The 20807-nt window shown below is 43.4% G+C and carries 5 protein-coding genes; 4 read left to right on the top strand and 1 reads right to left on the bottom strand.

Going from position 1 to position 20807, the window contains the following annotated elements; genetic code table 11:
• Positions 1–372: 372 nt before the first annotated feature.
• Complete coding sequence (locus tag EAE92_RS16275; protein ID WP_214068836.1) at positions 373–1092, bottom strand: class I SAM-dependent methyltransferase; 720 nt, start codon at positions 1090–1092, stop codon at positions 373–375.
• A gap of 878 nt (positions 1093–1970) precedes the next feature.
• Between EAE92_RS16275 and EAE92_RS16270 the strand changes: the two genes are divergently transcribed.
• The 4 genes from EAE92_RS16270 (at position 1971) to EAE92_RS16255 (ending at position 20744) form a co-directional block, all read left to right on the top strand.
• The gene (locus EAE92_RS16270; protein WP_214068835.1) at positions 1971–8597 is read left to right on the top strand and encodes a Tc toxin subunit A-related protein; all 6627 of its coding nucleotides are present in this window, start codon (positions 1971–1973) and stop codon (positions 8595–8597) included.
• Between the two features lie 473 nt (positions 8598–9070).
• Positions 9071–15889 carry a Tc toxin subunit A-related protein gene (locus tag EAE92_RS16265; protein ID WP_214068834.1) on the top strand — a complete coding sequence of 2273 codons (6819 nt, stop codon included), beginning with the start codon at positions 9071–9073 and terminating at the stop codon, positions 15887–15889.
• Positions 15890–15946: 57 nt separating this feature from the next.
• Positions 15947–20371: a SpvB/TcaC N-terminal domain-containing protein gene (locus tag EAE92_RS16260; RefSeq protein WP_214068833.1), complete on the top strand. Its 4425-nt coding sequence runs from the start codon at positions 15947–15949 to the stop codon at positions 20369–20371.
• A 52-nt stretch (positions 20372–20423) separates the two neighbouring features.
• Positions 20424–20744 carry a phage holin family protein gene (locus tag EAE92_RS16255; RefSeq protein ID WP_036780739.1) on the top strand — a complete coding sequence of 107 codons (321 nt, stop codon included), beginning with the start codon at positions 20424–20426 and terminating at the stop codon, positions 20742–20744.
• Positions 20745–20807: the final 63 nt, after the last annotated feature.

Here is a 20807-nt window from a genome sequence, read left to right as displayed (position 1 = left end):
TGAAATAAACTCATGAATAGAAATGCCTTTTTGGAATTGAATCTGATTTTTAGCCATTTTCATTTACCTCCACACAGACTTATTTTAAGTATACGCCTATGGGAGCTGAATTTAAGTGATAATCAGGTTATAATTTAAGCAAGGGAAAACCCGTACCGACTGGTTTTATGGCTTTTTTTCCTCATTAAAAGGGCAAGAAACAGTAAATGAATGAAAAAGAGGCGCAGGAAGAAAAGGATTCACTGGAATGCCAATTTTTCAGTGAAACTCTCTCAGATCTACTTACTTTTCATCTTCGAAACTAGTCATGTGGAATCCCTCACCGGCATTTTTGTAATAAGCAAGGAATTCCATCGGTCAGATATGAAGCATCTAGTATTTAGTGGCTTTGAACATAGCGAAAGGTGGGTAACATCGTAGACCGTCAGTATCTTTTAAAACATCCTCGTCACTGTGTTCAAAAAGCTCAATAGTGTTAAACCCAGCCTCGTTCAAGATTTTGTAATATGTATCTTTATGCCAATGCGTATCTGAAATCTTAAAAATAGTTCCATTCGGCAGCTCTAAATACACTGGCTTGATTTCTCCATCATTGTATTTTTTATTTAGATCGCCGCTCATAAAAGAACTGAACTTAATCCCAGCAGAATCCGGATTGGTATCCAATACATAAAAAATACCGCCAGGTTTTAATGTTCTATGAACTTCCTTGGCGATTTTTAAAAGATCAGACTTTTTGCCAGTACCGACGAACACATAACAGCATATAGCTGCGTCGAAAGTATTATCATTGAAATCAAGGACACCCGTTTTGATTTGATGATAAGAACTATTGCCACGATTGATGTTGCTGGAGGCTTTGTCCACCATAGTTTGTGAAATATCTACTCCCGTTACCGTCTTTATGCCTCCAGCAATTAGCCGACGTGACACTTTCCCACCACCACAACCGTAATCAAGAACCGATATGTTTTGCCCCAAACTCTCCTTAAGGTTCTCAATCAGCGGCGTGTACCCAAGTCTCTCCTCCAAATAATCATCATATTGATCGAATAAGTTTGAAACCTCTTCATTCATCCAGTCAGTATTCATTTGTCATCTCATATTCATGTGTGTGTAGTGATAACCCAAAAAGGACTAGACCCGTTATCTTTCAAGTTGCCTCTTTGTTGGCGGCACTCGCTCGCCTCGGTCACATTGCAATCAATTTTAAAGATACAAGGGCTTACGACGATTTTTGCTAAGAAAAAACATAACTGAGTTAAATAAACCGGTCTAACCGGACTTAAAACAATAAATTGATTTTTGCAATGCCTAAATCATATTTAGCAATATTGTTTTTTCTTTAAATTGATCACACTCCTCCAAAATCCCATTATGAAAAAAATTCAACATCAACATGACACAAATACAACTATGTGTATATGAGTATTATCTATATATTGAGTCCAGTCACAATATTCTTTTTTTACAGGAAATTTATTGTATATACTTGAATCCTGCATTTTCAAATCAATTTGGTATATTAATAATTTTAAAAAATAATAACCACATTCATTGAAAATCACTACTTTATACAGACTAATATATAGTCTAAATAACGTCTTTTCTAATTATTCTCTTCGCTCATCACAAAATATTAATCACTTTACTTTCCATAAAACACCATTCAAAACAATAGCAATTATTTCATAAACTTATCATTAATAAAATTAACTATTATTTATGTTATTATAAATTTTGTTATTGCATTGCCGCAGGCATTTAGAGAAACAATAGATAATAACGTAATGAAATAGTTAATGACCGAATGATACCGTTTTATCTACCCGTTACTTTCAGCCTATTTCAACCCGTTATCAGACGTCATATTTGCTGCCTTATTTTAATGAATATCAATAACTTTTTTATTGTATCCATGACACGCAGGGCAGCATAACTACCCTATTTAACATTTAAAAGGAATAAACATGAGCACAATCACGTCAGAACACCCTGAAATGACGCAACAGGCACAAAAAGCTAATCGACTGCATGAGGCTAGTATTCTCAAACGTGCTAATCCCCAATTACAAAATGCGGTACATCTTGCCATTACAGAACCTCATGCTGATCAGCAAGGTTATAACAGTAAATTTGGTGGCCGCGCCAGCCAGTATGTCGCTCCAGGCGCGGTCTCTTCCATGTTCTCTCTTGCTGCTTACCTGACTGAGCTTTATCGGCAAGCTCAGGATTTACATGCGGAAAGTTCCATTTACCATCTGGATAAACGCCGCCCTGATTTAAAATCACTGACACTCAGCCAGCAAAATATGGATGATGAAGTTTCTACACTTTCTCTGTCTAATAAGGTGTTGCTGGAAGGGATTAAGACACTGACCGGGCTGGAAGGCCATACTAACGTGATGAAAGCGCTATCAACCTTTCGCTCTTCTGGTTCAATGCCATATCACGATGCTTATGAAAGTGTGTGTCAAGTTATTCAATTACAAGCTCCGGTATTTGAGCAATTCAATACCTCCCCAGAAACAACAATCGCTAAACTGAAATATCAAACGGCCCTGTTGGGAATTAATATTTTTATCTCTCCAGAACTATTTAATATCCTAACGGAGAAGGTCACAGATGACGAAGAGGAAATTAAAAGGCTTTATAAAAAAAATCTTGACGATATTCAGCCTTCTTTAATGGCAACGCTAGAATATCTAAAAAGTTATTACAATCTAACTGATGAAGAAGTTAACCAGTGTATTGACCAACAAAATATTATACGAATACATGAGGAAATGAATTCCGAATATGGTAGCCAACAACCCGCTCAATATTATTTACTCAGACTCAATAAGATTATTCTTCTGTCACGGGCCACAGACATGGCACCGGCAATCCTTAAAGATATTGCCTTTAGCAGTACTTATCAGAAAATATCGCAACCTGTAGAAGTCACCCTAGAATATAACCCTACCATATACGATGAATTGAGTGATATCCCCGATATCAACACAGAGATATTAGAGAGAATCTTTCGCGTTAAATACTATATGCAGCGTTACAATATTAACGCTGAAACTGCATTGATACTATGCAATGCGCCAATTTCACACAATTACTATCGCCACAGCCCTGATCAATTTAGTCGTTTATTTAATACCCCACCATTGAATGATCGGGATTTCCATATTTGGGATGATGAAGAGATTGATTTAAGCCCAAATAATGCCGATAGCTGGCAAAAAGAAGTGCTTAAACGGGCTTTTAATGTCGATGATATTTCACTTTATCAATTACTAAAGATGACCCATCTTGACAATGACAATGGAAAAATAATCAATAATTTAACCAATATTTCTTATCTCTATTTGGCCAAATTACTCGCAGATATCCATCAACTAACTGTTAATGAACTGAATTTACTGTTGGTTAACATAGGTGAAGAATCAACCAGTTTATTTGAGATTAGTGATGATAATCTGGCTGCTCTGATTGACAAACTCTATGCCGTTACCAGTTGGCTACGTACACGGAAGTGGAGTATGTACCTGCTGTTTATGATGACTACCACCGACTATAACAAAACCCCAACGCCGGAAATCCAGAACCTGCTAGATGCTGTCTACAATGGTTTGCAAAACTTTAACAGCGAAAACGAGGCAAATCTTCTGTCGAAGATCTCGCCTTACATCGCCGCCGCTCTGCAATTGCCGTCTGAAAATACCGCTTATTATATACTCAACTGGGCAGATCAACTAAAACCTGGCTCTGGTGCAATGACTGCAACAAAATTCTGGGAATGGTTGCAAGCTTCACATAATCCAGAGCAATCAACCGCTGTAACAGAAGAACAAGCGGTCCAATATTGCCAATGTCTGGCACAATTGGCGCTGATTTATCGTTCTATCGGTCTTAGCGAAAGCACCTTACGTCTGTTTGTCACAAGACCACAATGCTTTGGTCTCACCGCAGGAACAACATCAACACACAATGCATTATCACTAATAATGCTGACACGTTTTACTAACTGGGTTAACTCTCTGGGTGAAAAAGCCTCTTCTGTCCTGACCGAATTTGAAAAGGGAACATTAGAGGCAAAACAGTTGGTTGATGCCATGAATCTTGATGAGAATCTGTTGTCGCAAGCCAGCACTCAAGCACAAGTTAATTTCTCCAACTGGCCATCTATCGACAACCTATTGCAATGGGTTAACATCGCGCGTCAATTAAACATCTCTCCACAGGGTGTTTCTGAACTGGCGCAACTATTATCTTCCGATGACTATACCAAATGGGAAAACGTCGCCTCGATATTAATCGCCGGACTGGACTCCAAAAAGGCCGACGCGCTACATGAGTTTCTGGATGAGTCTCGCAGCGCTGCGTTAAGCGCGTATTATATAGCCAACAAAGATAAAGATGCAGAAATTAAAAACCGTGATGACCTATACCAATACTTATTGATTGATAACCAAGTTTCCGCCGCCATCAAAACCACCCCGATTGCGGAAGCTATCGCCAGCATCCAACTGTATATTAACCGCGCATTGAAAAACATGGAGGAAAACGCAGTTTCGCCGGTCGTCAGCCGACCATTCTTTACCGATTGGGATAAATACAATAAACGCTACAGCACCTGGGCCGGCATGACTAAGCTGGTTTACTATCCTGAAAATTACATCGATCCAACGATACGTATCGGGCGAACAAAAATGATGGATACGTTGCTGCAATCCATCAGCCAGAGCCAATTGAATACCGATACAGTAGAAAACGCCTTTATGTCTTATCTGACGTCGTTTGAACAGGTGGCTAATCTGGAAATCATCAGTGCTTACCATGACAACACCAATAGTAATCAAGGATTAACCTACTTTATCGGGCACAGTAAAACAGAAGTGAATCAATATTATTGGCGTAGCGTGGATCACAATAAATTCAGCGACGGTAAGTTTCCTGCTAACGCCTGGAGTGAGTGGCACAAAATTGACTGTCCAATAAATTCCTATCAGAGCACTATCCGTCCGGTAATTTTCCAATCTCGCCTGTATCTGATCTGGCTGGAGCAAAAGAAAATTGCTAAACAAGCAGATAACAATCAAACCGTTGAAGATTATCATTATGAACTAAAATTAGCACATATCCGTTATGACGGTACCTGGAATACACCAATAACCTTTAATGTCAGTGACAAAGTATCTGATGTTTTAAAAACATCAGATTTATTGAATCAATTGAAAGAGTACCAAAAACAATTAGAAGATAAACTGAAAGAACAGCAGGAAGAAGTAGAGCGACTAAAACCACTCGCACCACTGAATCCAATAAGTCCACCACAACCTATAGAGCCACCAGAATCATTGAAACTATTGCCACCGTTAATAAAACAACGGAAAAAACAACTGGAGCAATGGGAGAGAGAATTGCGTGAACAGGGGCAATCAACGACAGAGATAAGCGTAAGGGAAAAACAGCTGGAATTGAACCAACAGGATATTCAGAAGGAATTAGATCGATTAGAACTAGAACTAATAAGAAAACAACTAGGGTTCTACTGTGCAAATCACCAAGACAATAAGTTATTAGTCATATTTTATCAAAAACAGGACGCACTGGATAAATACACAATAGATGCACCAATAAAAGGGCTACATATTTCCTCCAATATATTACCCGAAGATATAAATCCTAGAGATTACACACCTAACATTTGTAACCAATTTGATACCAGTACCGATGCCAATCGCAGCATAAAGGTTAATAATCAGTATAGGATCACCTCATCAGAAACAACTGATGATAATATCCTGACTATTCACAATGATACCAACGGGGCGCAATATATGCAGTGGGGAGCCTATCGTATCCGCCTTAATACGCTGTTCGCCTGTAAATTAATTAATCGCGCCACGGCCGGAATCGCTACTATTTTAAGTATAAAAACGCAGAAATTGCCAGAACCTCAGTTAGGGAAAGGATTTTTTACTTATCTCACTCTTCCTAAATATGATCAAAATGTACATGGCAGAGAACGTTGGTTTAAAATTCATATAAGAAATGACAACAAACTGATGAACTTATATCACAAAGTAATATTAACTGATACCGAAACTAACGTCACTCTTTTCATCCCTTGGGCTAATACACAAGAACGCGTCGAAATAGCAGTAGAATATCAGAATAAGTTTTATCAGGATCAACAAAACTGGGAAACAGCCTTATTCAAGTTTAATTTGGCTAACCAGAAATTTATATTGGTTAATGATGCTGATAATAAGAAAGTCGTGATAAATGATATTGAGACAATCGTTAAGAAATATAAGGGTTTTCTTGATGTTTCCATTCTTATCGATCAGCACACGGAACCAATGGATTTCAACGGTGCTAACAGCCTCTATTTTTGGGAACTATTCTACTATGCCCCGATGCTGATTGCTCATCGCCTGCTACACGAGCAAAACTTCGATGAAGCCAACCGTTGGCTGAAATATATCTGGAATCCATCCGGTTATATTGAGCATGGTCAGATTCAGCACTACCGCTGGAATGTCCGCCCATTATTGGAAGATACCAGTTGGAATGATGATCCACTGAATTCGGTCGATCCCGATGCCATAGCGCAATATGATCCAATGCACTACAAAGTCGTTACTTTTATGCGCACCCTTGATCTGTTGCTGGACCGTGGAGATTACGCCTATCGTCAGTTAGAACGGGACACACTCAACGAAGCCAAGATGTGGTATATGCAAGCACTGCATCTGTTAGGCGATAAACCTGATTTATCGTTCAGTTTAGAGTGGAGTAAACCAAGTTTAGGTGATGCCGCCAAAATAGAAAAACAAGAAGAGCACGCCCAGGCAATGGCCGCCCTGCGACAAGGTGATATCAGTCGGCACAGCCACCCGACAGATCTTTTCTTGCCACAGGTCAATGAAGTGATGCAAAACTACTGGCAGAAACTGGAGCAACGGCTGTATAACCTGCGCCATAACCTCTCTATCGACGGACAGCCCTTGCATCTGTCTATTTACGCCACACCGGCAGATCCAAAAGCGTTACTCAGTGCCGCTGTTGCTAGCTCACAAGGCGGAAGCAAGTTACCAACGTCATTCATGTCACTGTGGCGTTTCCCGCACATGCTGGAAAATGCACGCGGTATAGTAAGTCAGCTAACACAGTTCGGTTCCACGCTACAAAATATTATCGAACGTCAGGATGCGGAAGCCTTAAATACGCTATTGCAGAATCAAGCGGCAGAATTGATATTGATCAATCTCAGCATACAGGACAAAACCCTAGAAGAGCTGGATGCGGAAAAAATCGTACTGGAGAAATCCAAAGCTGGAGCGCAATCACGCTTTAACAGCTACAAAAAGCTATACGATGAAAATATCAATGCAGGTGAAAACCGGGTAATAACATTGCATTCCTCCGTTGCTGGCCTTAGCACTGCCCTGCAAGCATCGCGTCTGGCAGGCGCTGCCCTTGATCTGGCGCCCAACATTTTCGGCTTCGCTGATGGCGGCAGCCGTTGGGGGGCAATTGCCGAAGCGACAGGTAATGTCATGGAATTCTCCGCAAATGTTATGAACACCGAAGCGGATAAAATCAGCCAGTCTGAAACCTATCGCCGTCGCCGTCAGGAGTGGGAAATCCAACGTAACAATGCCGAAGCAGAGATAAAACAAATCGATGCCCAACTTCAATCGTTGGCAGTACGCCGTGAAGCTGCGGTGTTGCAGAAAACCAGCCTGAAAACCCAACAGGAACAGACTCAGGCGCAATTGACTTTCCTACAACGTAAATTCAGTAATCAAGCGTTGTACCACTGGCTACGTGGTCGGCTAGCTGCTATCTACTTCCAATTTTACGATTTGGCCGTAACCCGTTGTCTGATGGCAGAAATGGCTTATCGTTGGGAGACTCATAATGCCACAGCAAACTTTATCAAACCCGGCGCCTGGCAGGGGACGCACGCCGGTCTGCTCGCCGGTGAAATCTTGATGCTGAATCTGGCGCAAATGGAAAATGCCTATTTGAGATGGGATCAACGCGCTCTGGAAGTGGAACGTACTATTTCACTGGCGCAACTTTATGGAACACTGCCAGAAAAATCATTTAATTTGGCAACACGTATCTCTGCCCTACTAACAGGTAGTACAACTGAACCCGTTGACGATCATCCCGTTACATTAGAAAACGACCAACTCAGCGCCAAAATCTCTCTGTCAGGTCTGTCACTGCATAACGACTACCCAGAAGGCAATGGCGTAGGCAACATTCGGCGCATTAAACAGATCAGTGTCACCCTGCCAGCCCTGTTAGGGCCATACCAAGATGTACAAGCCATTTTGGCCTACAGTGGAAATGAAACCGGATTAGCTGAAAGCTGTAAATCACTGGCAATTTCTCACGGGATGAATGACAGTGGTCAATTCCAGTTAGATTTCAACAATGGCAAGTTCCTGCCGTTTGAAGGGATAGCGATTAACGATACCGGCACATTAACACTCAACTTCCCGAATGCGGCCGGCAAACAGCAAGCCATGTTGCAAGCATTGAGCGATATTATTCTGCATATTCGCTACACCATCCGCCAATAACCATCTCAATCAAATAGTAAAAACAGGCTCCTAAACGGGGCCTGAACCTTTTACGAATATACAAGTCTGCCCTCTTAACCTGTCCAGCGCTGGTTATAACAGCGGTATTTCCTTTTTTCGTGAGTCCGATTGCCTACTATAAAATATCAACCCTCTTCTTTTTCATAGTATGCCATATGTAACAAAAGTAATTATTTCATTTGGTTATTGTCAATTAAATATATTACTTGTGATGTAATTATAATTTTTGTTATTGCATCACAACAGCCATTTAAATAAATAATAACGTTACGAAATAGTTGATAGTTAAATGGCATTCCCTATTTGACCGTTATTTTCAACCTAATTTCAAACCGCTATCAGACGTTACATGTATTGCCTTTATTTTGCTGGAGATAAATAACCTTATTTATCTCCACGATACTCAGGCCAGCGTAAATGCTTTATTGACTCAACATTTAAAGGGAATAAACATGAACACACTCAAGCCCGAATATAAACAAGCGTTAGGAGCAGATTTTAATAATCTAACCGATATCAGCCATCTCTCTTTTGACGAACTTCGCAAAAAAGTGAAGGATAAACTCTCATGGTCACAGACCCAGAGCTTATATCTCGAAGCACAGCAGGTGCAAAAGGATAACCTTCTGCATGAAGCCCGTATTCTGAAACGCGCCAATCCTCAGTTACAAAGCGCGGTCCATCTTGCCCTGACAACACCTCATACTGACCAACAAGATTATAATAGCCGATTTGGCAACCGCGCTAGTCAATATGCAGCCCCTGGCGCGATTTCTTCCATGTTTTCTCCCGCGGCTTATCTGGCTGAACTTTATCGTCAGGCACGAAATTTACATGCCGAAGATTCTATTTATCATCTGGATAAACGCCGTCCAGATCTAAAATCATTGGTATTAAGCCAGAAAAATATGGATACAGAGATTTCCACACTTTCTCTGTCTAACAAAGTATTGCTGGAAGGACTTAAAACCCTGCCTAAACCGCAAAGTAACCCTAACATGATGGAAACGCTATCAACCTTCCGCCCTGTTGGTACTCTGCCATATCACGATGCTTATGAAAGCATACGTAAAATTATCCAATTACAAGCTCCGGTATTTGAACAATTAAGTATATTCCCAAAAACAACACTCTCTCAATTGAAGTATCAAGCTTCCCTATTGGATATTAATGCCTCCGTTTCACCAGGATTACTCACTATTCTGGCGGAAGAAATTACCGAAGCTACTGCTGAAACTCTTTATAAGAATAATTTTGGTGATATTAAACCTTCTCTGATAGAAAAACTGGAGTATCTGAAAAGTTATTACAATTTGAGTGATGAAGAGTCTAGCGATTTTATTAAGATAAGAGCTATATTTATCCCAGAAGAAGAAATAAAAATTACCAAGCCTGCATCGAATACGACTGAAAAGCCTGATTATCTTGCTCTATTGAAACTTAATAAATTTATTCGTCTATTCAAAGCCATAAACTTATCACCGACGGTATTAAGTGGAATCCTACGCAGCATCAGTCCAGAATTCAACATCAATAAAGAAGTGTTAAAAAAAATCTTTCGTATTAAATACTACATGCAACGTTATGGTATTGATGCTGAAACTGCATTAATACTCTGCAAGGCGCCAATTTCCCAACATAGCAATGACGGACATCTAAACCAGTTTGATCGTTTATTTAATTCCCCCAAACTGAGCGGTCAGGATTTTTCTACCAATGGCGCTCAGAAAATTGATTTAAACCTAAACAATACCAACGGCTGGAGCAAAACAGTACTTAAACGTGCTTTTAATGTCAATGATACCTCATTAAACCGACTACTAAAGATTACCAATCCGGTCAATACTACCGGAATAATAACTAATGATATAGAGAATCTCTCTCATCTTTATCGAACAAAATTACTCGCGGATATCCATCAGTTAACTATTCATGAATTAGGTTTACTCTTGGCTGTCATAAATACCATAGATAAGGATAAAGAAAAAACCAATTTATCTACCATCAGTCATACTGCTCTGGCTACTCTAATTGATAAACTCTATGCCGTTACCCATTGGCTGCGTACACGGAAGTGGAATGTACATCAGTTATTTGTGATGACCACCACTGACTATCACAAAACCCTAGTCCCGGAAATACACAACTTATTGGATACTATATATAACGGCCTGCAAAATTTTGACAAGAAAAAGATAAAAATCAAAGAAGAGCTGTTAAAAGCCATATCTCCTTATATCGCCGCCGCTTTGCAATTACCGTCCGAGCATACGGCATATTCCATACTCGCTTGGGCTGATAAACTAGAACCCGGCACAGGAAAAATGACAGCGGAAAAATTATGGAACTGGTTACAGGAAAACCCCGTTGGCGCCCAATCAGAAACAACTGAACCAATTCAACAAGCTGTCCAGTATTGCCAGTGCCTAGCACAACTGGCGCTGATTTACCGTTCTACCGGTCTTAGCGAAAGCACTTTACGTCTGTTTGTGACAAATCCACAAATCTTTGGTCTTACCGCGGAAACAACGTCAACACACAATGTATTATCACTGATTATGCTGACGCGTTTTACCGACTGGGTTAACTCACTAGGTGAAAACGCCTCTTCTGTACTGACCAAATTTGAAAAGGGAATATTAACGGCAAAATCATTGCCTATCGACAGCCTATTACAGTGGATTAACACCCCGCGTCAATTGAACATCTCTTTACAAGGCATTTCTGAACTGGCGCAAGTATTAAACATAGAATCTTCCTCTGATTATGCTCAATGGGAGAATGTCGCTTCAATATTAACCGCCGGGCTGGATACTCAAAAAGCCAATGCCCTGCATACATCTCTGGATGAGTCTCGCAGCGCTGCATTCAGCGAATACTATATTTATATGCGTAACCAAGTTAAAAAAGATCTCGTCATTAAAGACCGTGATGATCTGTATCAGTATTTATTGATTGATAATCAGGTTTCCGCCGCCATCAAAACCACGGAAATTGCTGAAGCTATCGCCAGTATCCAACTGTATATTAACCGCGCATTGAAAAATATGGAGGGTGATGTCGATACAAGCGTCGCCAGCCGTTCATTCTTCACTAACTGGGATAAATACAACAAACGCTACAGCACCTGGGCTGGTATTGCCAAGTTCCTTTACTACCCTGAAAACTACATCGATCCGACACTGCGGATCGGCCAGACGAAAATGATGGATGCGCTACTGCAATCCATCAGCCAGAGTCAATTGAATACCGATACCGTAGAAGATGCTTTTAAATCTTATCTGACATCATTCGAACAAGTGGCTAATCTGGAAGTCATCAGCGCCTATCATGACAACATTAATAATGACCAAGGATTAACTTACTTTATCGGGCGCAGCAAAACAGAAGTGAATCAATATTATTGGCGCAGTGTGGATCACAATAAATTCAGCGAAGGTAAATTTCCCGCTAATGCCTGGAGTGAGTGGCACAAAATTGACTGCCCAATTAACCCCTACGAAGATACTATCCGCCCGGTAGTCTACCAATCCCGCCTGTATATTATCTGGCTGGAACAGAAGAAAATGACTAAACAAGAAGGTGACAAAACTACCTCCGGTTTTAGTTATGAACTGAAATTGGCACATATTCGTTATGACGGTACTTGGAATACACCAGTCACTTTTGATGTGAATAATAAAATATCTACTCTAAATCCAGAAGCGAAGAGTAAATCGTTAGGACTCTATTGTGCAAGTTATCAAGGCAAAGATAAATTACTGGTCATATTTTATCAAAAACTGCCCGAACAAGCAGATTATAAACCGGCTGCCATGCAAGGGTTATATATCTCCTCTAATATGTCACAAGAAGAGATGGCGCCTGATAATTATAAAACTAATATCTATAAACAGCTTGATACCCGTACTGCAAATAGTAGCGTTATAAGAGTCAATAACCGCTATGCAGAAAGCTACGAGATCCCTTCATCAGTAAACAATAATAATGGTTATGATTGGGGAGAAGATTACCTGAGTATGGTATACGGTGGGAATATTCTGATTACCCGCCCCGAACCAAAAGGCTCAAAAATCCAAATCTCACCAAAGTTAAGAATTATTCACAATGGATATGAAGGTCGACAACGTAATCAGTGCAATCTGATAAAAAAATACGGCAAGCTCGGTGATAAATTCATTATTTATACTACGCTAGGTATTAACCCCAATAATTCATCAAATCAAAAATTTATCTACCCTGTTTATCAATATGAAGGAAATGAAAGTAAGCTTAGTCAAGGGAGACTTCTGTTTTATCGGGATAGCGCCACTAACTTTGCAAGAGCATGGCTTCCTTCCTCTGGATCTCAACCAGCACGAGAAATATCTACAGCCAGCAATGGTGGTAATATCAATGGTAACGATGGTTATATTACAAACTCTCTTAATACCTCAGATCCGTTTAAACAATATTTCTATATGGACGACCACGGCGGTATTGACACTGACATTTCGGGGCCAATGTTTATTAATACAAAAATTCAGCCTTCAAATGTTAAAGTCATAATAAAGGCTACCGGTATCGACGGAAAAACATTTATAGCAAGCGAGAACAAGAATGTTCCTACTGAGCCAACCCCTAACTTCGAAGAAATGTATTATCAATTTAAAGTTCTCGAAGAAATAGATGTCTCCAAGCTTACATATAATAATAATGAAGCAAGTATTGACATCACCTTTACAGCATTTGCTGATGCATTTGATGAAAGTGGTAAAAAACGTAACCTAGGCGAAGAACATTTTAGTATTCGCATTATCAAAAAAGCGGAGACTGATGATGTCCTATCCCTTCATAGCTGTTCTAGCGGGGCACAATATATGCAATGGGGAGACTATCGTACTCGCCTTAATACGCTGTTTGCCCGTAAATTAATTAGCCGCGCCAATGCGGGGATCGACACTATTTTGAGCATGGAAACTCAGAATATTCAGGAACCTAAATTAGCAGAAAGTTCCTCTGACGCTATGGAACCAATGGACTTCAACGGCGCCAACAGCCTCTACTTCTGGGAACTGTTCTACTATACCCCGATGCTGATCGCTCAACGTTTACTTCACGAGCAAAACTTCGATGAGGCTAACCGTTGGCTGAAATATGTCTGGAACCCATCTGGCCATATTGCCAATGGTCAAAAGCAGCATCCCCACAACTGGAATGTCCGCCCATTACAAGAGGACACCAGTTGGAACGATGATCCATTGGATACATTTGATCCCGATGCCATAGCTCAACATGATCCGATGCACTACAAAGTCGCCACCTTTATGCGCGCCATTGATCTATTGATCGAACAGGGAGATTACGCCTACCGCCAATTGGAACGGGACACACTCGCCGAAGCCAAAATGTGGTATATGCAGGCACTGCATCTATTAGGCGATAAACCTCATTTATTACTCAGTTCAACATGGAGTGATCCAGAGCTAAAAGAGGCCGCAGATCTTGAAAAACAACAGGCACATGCCAAAGCAATAGCAGATTTACGACAAGGCCAGCCTAAAGATGGAAGCAACACAGATCTTTTCCTGCCACAGGTCAACGAAGTGATGTTGAGCTATTGGCAGAAACTGGAACAACGGTTATATAACCTGCGCCATAACCTCTCTATTGATGGTCAACCTTTACATTTGCCTATTTTCGCGACACCGGTAGATCCAAAAGCGCTGCTCAGCGCCGCTGTCGCCAGCTCACAAGGTGGCAGCAATCTTCCGTCAGAGTTTATATCAGTTTGGCGTTTCCCACATATGCTGGAAAACGCCCGCAGTATGGTCAGTCAGCTAACCCAATTCGGCTCCACATTACAAAATATTATCGAACGTCAGGATGCGGAGGCATTAAACACGCTGTTGCAGAATCAGGCGGCGGAACTGATATTGACCAATCTCAGCATACAGGACAAAACCATTGAAGAGCTGGATGTTGAAAAAACTGTGCTAGAAAAAACCCGCGCCGGAGCCAAATCGCGCTTTGATAGCTACAGCAAATTCTACGATGAAGATATCAACGCGGGTGAAAAACAGGCGATGGCGTTGCGAGCCTCCGTCGCTGGCCTCTCAACTGCACTTCAAGCATCACATCTGGCAGGCGCCGCACTTGATCTGGCTCCCAACATCTTCGGCTTCGCTGATGGCGGCAGCCATTGGGGAGCGATCGCCCAAGCGACAGGTAATGTCATGGAATTCTCCGCCAGCGTCATGAATACCGAAGCGGATAAAATCAGCCAGTCTGAAGCCTACCGTCGGCGTCGTCAGGAGTGGGAAATCCAGCGTAATAACGCCGAGGCAGAACTGAAACAAATCGATGCCCAGCTTGGTTCGCTGGCAGTTCGCCGTGAAGCCGCCGTGTTGCAGAAAACCAGCCTGAAAACCCAACAAGAGCAGACGCATGCACAACTGACCTTCCTGCAACATAAGTTCAGCAATCAAGCTTTGTACAACTGGCTGCGTGGTCGGCTGTCCGCCATTTACTTCCAGTTCTATGATTTAACAGTAGCTCGCTGTTTGATGGCTGAAATGGCCTATCGCTGGGAGACTAACGATGCCGCAGCACGCTTTATCAAGCCCGGCGCCTGGCAAGGAACCCATGCCGGTTTGCTGGCGGGAGAAACCTTAATGCTGAATCTGGCACAAATGGAAGATGCGCATCTGAAACAGGAGCAACGCATACTGGAGGTAGAACGTACCGTTTCACTAGCAGAAGTTTATAACGGATTACCCAAAAAGAAAGGTCAATTTTCTCTGACCGAGAAAATTGCAGAACTGGTAAAGAACAAATCAGGCACTGCCGGTAGCGGAAGTAACACCCTGAAGCTTAGTACAGAAAATGCTAAAGCTTCTCTACAAGCGTCTATTTCGTTAGCTGACTTACAAATTCGTCACGATTACCCAGAAAGCAGTGGAGTCGGTAACGTCCGACGGATTAAACAGATCAGCGTCACCCTGCCGGCGCTGTTAGGGCCTTATCAGGATGTACAAGCGATTCTGTCTTACAGCGGAAAAGCCTCAGGATTGGCTGAAAGTTGCAAATCACTGGCAGTTTCTCACGGAATGAATGACAGCGGCCAGTTCCAACTGGATTTCAACGATGGCAAATTCCTGCCGTTTGAAGGAATCGACATCGATAAAGGTACGTTGACATTGAGCTTCCCGAACGCAACCGGAAAACAACAAGCCATGCTGGAGAGTCTGAACGACATCATTCTGCATATTCGCTACACCATTCGCCAATAACGATCTCAATTAAGTGCTAAAACAGGCCCCTAAACGGGGCCTGCAAAGGAGTCTTTCATGCAAAATTCACAAGATTTTAGTATTACGGAACTGTCACTGCCCAAAGGGGGGGGCGCTATCACGGGAATGGGTGAAGCATTAACCCCCGCAGGACCGGATGGGATGGCCGCGCTATCTCTACCATTGCCTATTTCTGCCGGGCGCGGTTATGCCCCGTCACTCGCCTTAAACTACAATAGCGGCGCCGGTAACAGCCCGTTCGGTCTGGGCTGGGATTGCAGCATTATGACCATTCGCCGCCGCACCCATTTTGGCGTCCCCCATTATGATGAAACCGATACCTTTCTGGGTCCAGAAGGCGAGGTATTGGTAGTAACGGATCAACCTCGCGACGAATCCACATTACAGGGTATCAATTTAGGCGCCGCCTTTACTGTCACCGGCTACCGTTCCCGTCTGGAAAGCCATTTCAGCCGATTGGAATATTGGCAACCCAAAACAACCGGCAAAACAGATTTTTGGTTGATATATAGCCCAAATGGGCAGGTGCATCTACTGGGTAAATCACCGCAAGCGCGGATCAGCAACCCATCCAAAACGACACAAACAGCACAATGGCTGCTGGAAGCCTCTGTATCACCACATGGCGAACAAATTTATTATCAATATCGCGCCGAAGATGACACCGGTTGCGAAGCAGATGAAATTACGCACCATTTACAGGCTACAGCGCAACGTTATTTACACATCGTCTATTACGGCAACCGTACAGCCAGCGAAACGTTACCCGGTCTGGATGGCCGCGCCCCATCACAAGCAGATTGGTTATTCTATCTGGTATTTGATTACGGCGAACGCAGTAACAACCTGAAAACGCCACCAGCATTTTCGACTACAGGTAGCTGGCTTTGTCGTCAGGACCGTTTTTCCCGTTATGAATACGGCTTTGAGATCCGTACTCGCCGCTTATGCCGCCAAATACTGATGTATCACCACCTGCAAGCACTGGATAGTAAGATAACAGAACACAACGGACCGACTCTGGTTTCACGCCTGATACTCAATTACGACGAAAGCGCGATAGCCAGCACGCTAGTATTCGTTCGTCGAGTGGGACACGAGCAAGATGGTAATGTCGTCACCCTGCCGCCATTAGAATTGGCATATCAGGATTTTTCGCCGCGACATCACGCTCACTGGCAACCGATGGATGTACTGGCAAACTTCAATGCCATTCAGCGCTGGCAGCTAGTCGATCTAAAAGGCGAAGGATTACCCGGCCTGTTATATCAGGATAAAGGCGCTTGGTGGTACCGCTCCGCACAGCGTCTGGGCGAAATTGGCTCAGATGCCGTCACTTGGGAAAAGATGCAACCTTTATCGGTCATCCCTTCCTTACAAAACAACGCCTCGCTGATAGATATCAACGGAGACGGCCAACTTGACTGGGTTATCACCGGACCGGGATTACGGGGATATCATAGTCAACGCCCAGATGGCAGTTGGACACGTTTTACCCCACTCAACGCTCTACCGGTGGAATATACCCACCCACGCGCGCAACTCGCAGATTTAATGGGAGCCGGGTTATCCGATTTGGTGCTGATCGGCCCTAAGAGTGTGCGTTTATATGCCAATACCCGCGACGGCTTTGCCAAAGGGAAAGATGTGGTGCAATCCGGCGATGTCACACTGCCAGTGCCGGGCGCCGATCCGAGTAAGTTAGTGGCGTTTAGTGATGTATTGGGTTCAGGTCAAGCCCATCTGGTTGAAGTAAGCGCGACTAAAGTCACCTGCTGGCCTAATCTGGGGCGCGGACGTTTTGGTCAACCCATTACCCTACCGGGATTCAGCCAGCCAGAAGCTGAATTCAATCCAGCTCAAATTTATCTGGCTGATCTGGATGGCAGCGGTCCAACGGATCTGATTTATATTCACACCAACCGTCTGGATATCTTCCTGAACAAAAGCGGCAATGGCTTTGCTAAGCCGGTGACATTACGCTTCCCGGACGGTCTGCGTTTTGATCATACCTGTCAATTACAAGTGGCCGATGTACAAGGATTAGGCGTCGCCAGCCTGATACTGAGCGTACCGCATATGTCTCCCCATCACTGGCGCTGCGATCTGACCAACATGAAGCCGTGGTTACTCAATGAAATGAACAACAATATGGGGGTCCATCACATCTTGCGTTACCGCAGTTCCTCCCAATTCTGGCTGGATGAAAAAGCCGCGGCGCTGACTGCCGGACAAACACCGGTTTGCTATCTCCCCTTCCCGATCCACACCCTGTGGCAAACGGAAACAGAAGATGAAATCAGCGGCAATAAATTAGTCACAACACTGCGTTATGCTCGTGGCGCTTGGGATGGACGCGAGCGGGAATTTCGCGGATTTGGTTATGTAGAGCAGACAGACAGCCATCAACTGGCTCAAGGCAACGCGCCAGAACGCACGCCACCCGCGCAGACCAAAAACTGGTACGCCACCGGGCTGCCGGTGATAGATAACGCATTATCAACCGAGTATTGGCGTGATGATCAGGCTTTTGCCGGTTTCTCACCGCGCTTTACGACTTGGCAAGATAACAAAGATGTCCCGTTAACACCGGAAGATGATAACAGTCGGTACTGGTTCAACCGCGCGTTAAAAGGCCAATTGCTACGCAGTGAACTGTACGGATTGGACGACAGTATAAATAAACACGTTCCCTATACTGTCACTGAATTTCGTCCACAGGTACGTCGATTACAGCATACCGACAGCCGATACCCTATTCTTTGGTCATCTGTAGTTGAAAGCCGCAACTATCACTACGAACGTATCGCCGGCGACCCGCAATGCAGTCAAAATATTACGCTATCCAGTGATCGATTTGGTCAGCCGCTAAAACAGCTTTCGGTACAGTATCCGCGCCGCCGGCAACCAGCAATCAATCTGTATCCTGATACATTGCCTGATAAGTTGTTAGCCAACAGCTATGATGACCAACAACGCCAATTACGGCTCACCTATCAACAATCCAGTTGGCATCATCTGACCGACAATACCGTTCGGGTGTTGGGATTACCGGATAGTACCCGCAGTGATATCTTTACTTATGGCGCTGAAAATGTGCCTGCTGGTGGTTTAAATCTGGAACTTCTGAGTGATAAAAATAGCCTGATCGCGGACGATAAACCACGTGAATACCTCGGTCAGCAAAAAACCGCTTATACCGATGGACAAAATACAACGCCGTTGCAAACACCAACACGGCAAGCCCTGATTGCCTTTACCGAAACAACGGTATTCAACCAGTCCACATTATCAGCGTTTAACGGAAGCATCCCGTCCGATAAATTATCAACGACGCTGGAGCAAGCTGGATATCAGCAAACAAATTATCTATTCCCTCGCACTGGAGAAGATAAAGTTTGGGTAGCCCATCACGGCTATACCGATTACGGTACAGCGGCACAGTTCTGGCGCCCGCAAAAACAGAGCAACACCCAACTCACCGGTAAAATCGCCCTCACCTGGGATGCAAGCTATTGCGTTGTGATACAAACCCGGGATGCTGCTGGACTAACAACCTCAGCCAGATATGACTGGCGTTTTCTGACTCCTGTGCAACTCACCGATATCAATGACAATCAGCACCTTATCACTCTGGATGCATTGGGCCGACCAATCACACTACGCTTTTGGGGAACTGAAAACGGCAAGATGACAGGTTATTCCTCACCGGAAAAAGTATCATTTTCTCCACCATCCGATGTTAATGCCGCTATTGAGTTAAAAAAACCGCTCCCTGTAGCACAGTGTCAGGTCTACGCACCAGAAAGCTGGATGCCAGTATTAAGTCAGAAGACCCTCAATAGACTGGCAGAGCAAGACCGGCAAAAGTTATACAACGCCCGAATCATCACCGAAGATGGACATATCTGCACACTGGCTTATCGCCGCTGGGTACAAAGCCAAAAGGCAACCCATCAGCAATTCAGCTTGTTGAACGACAATCCCCGTTTACCGCCTCACAGCCTGACATTGACGACGGATCGTTATGATCACGATCCTGAGCAACAGATCCGCCAACAGGTAGTATTCAGTGATGGCTTTGGCCGCTTGCTGCAAGCCGCTGCCCGACATGAGGCAGGCATGGCCTGGCAACGCAATGAAGACGGTTCTTTGATTATAAATCTCCAGCATACTGAGAACCGTTGGGCAGTGACTGGACGAACGGAATATGACAATAAGGGGCAACCGATACGTACCTATCAGCCCTATTTCCTCAATGACTGGCGATACATCAGTAATGACAGCGCCCGGCGGGAAAAAGAAGCTTATGCAGATACCCATGTCTATGATCCCATAGGTCGAGAAATCAAGGTTATCACCGCAAAAGGTTGGTTCCGTCGAACCTTGTTCACTCCCTGGTTTACTGTCAATGAAGATGAAAATGACACAGCCGCTGAGGTGAAACAGGTAAAGATGTAACGTGATCAATCCCGCCTGGCTGACAGGCGGGAAACATAGATAGAGGTGAAAGGTGTTGCTCATAATACCGTCAGACACTCAACTTATTATCTGGTTGATCATTGGTTTTATTGCGGCCTGGGGCGGACTCGTAAGGTACCTCATTGATATGCAAAACAAACAATATAAATGGAGTTGGATCAACGTATTCTGTCAACTCATCATCTCCTGTTTTACCGGTGTACTGGGAGGATTGCTGAGTTTTGAAAGTGGCGGCAGCATCTATATGACTTTTGCGATTGCAGGTCTATTCGGCACAACAGGCAGTACCGGATTGAACTGGCTTTGGCGCCGCCTCATTACGCATCATCAAGATCATGGAGGAAAGCAATAAAGCATTCCCATTGCCACAACAAACCATCTGTCTCCAGTTAAACTGGAAAATTATCCACTACAC

The sequence above is a fragment of the Photorhabdus hainanensis genome, assembly GCF_018448965.1.
Classification (GTDB): domain Bacteria; phylum Pseudomonadota; class Gammaproteobacteria; order Enterobacterales; family Enterobacteriaceae; genus Photorhabdus; species Photorhabdus akhurstii.
The sequence above is the reverse complement of the archived record's forward strand: the minus strand, read 5'-3'. Positions and strand labels throughout refer to the sequence as shown.

What these genes read in the sequence shown, in the direction of transcription:
- EAE92_RS16270 (WP_214068835.1), top strand. Translation starts at nt 1,971, where the DNA reads ATGAGCACAATCACGTCAGAACACCCTGAAATGACGCAACAGGCACAA.
- EAE92_RS16265 (WP_214068834.1), top strand. Translation starts at nt 9,071, where the DNA reads ATGAACACACTCAAGCCCGAATATAAACAAGCGTTAGGAGCAGATTTT.
- EAE92_RS16260 (WP_214068833.1), top strand. Translation starts at nt 15,947, where the DNA reads ATGCAAAATTCACAAGATTTTAGTATTACGGAACTGTCACTGCCCAAA.
- EAE92_RS16275 (WP_214068836.1), bottom strand. Translation starts at nt 1,092, where the DNA reads ATGAATACTGACTGGATGAATGAAGAGGTTTCAAACTTATTCGATCAA.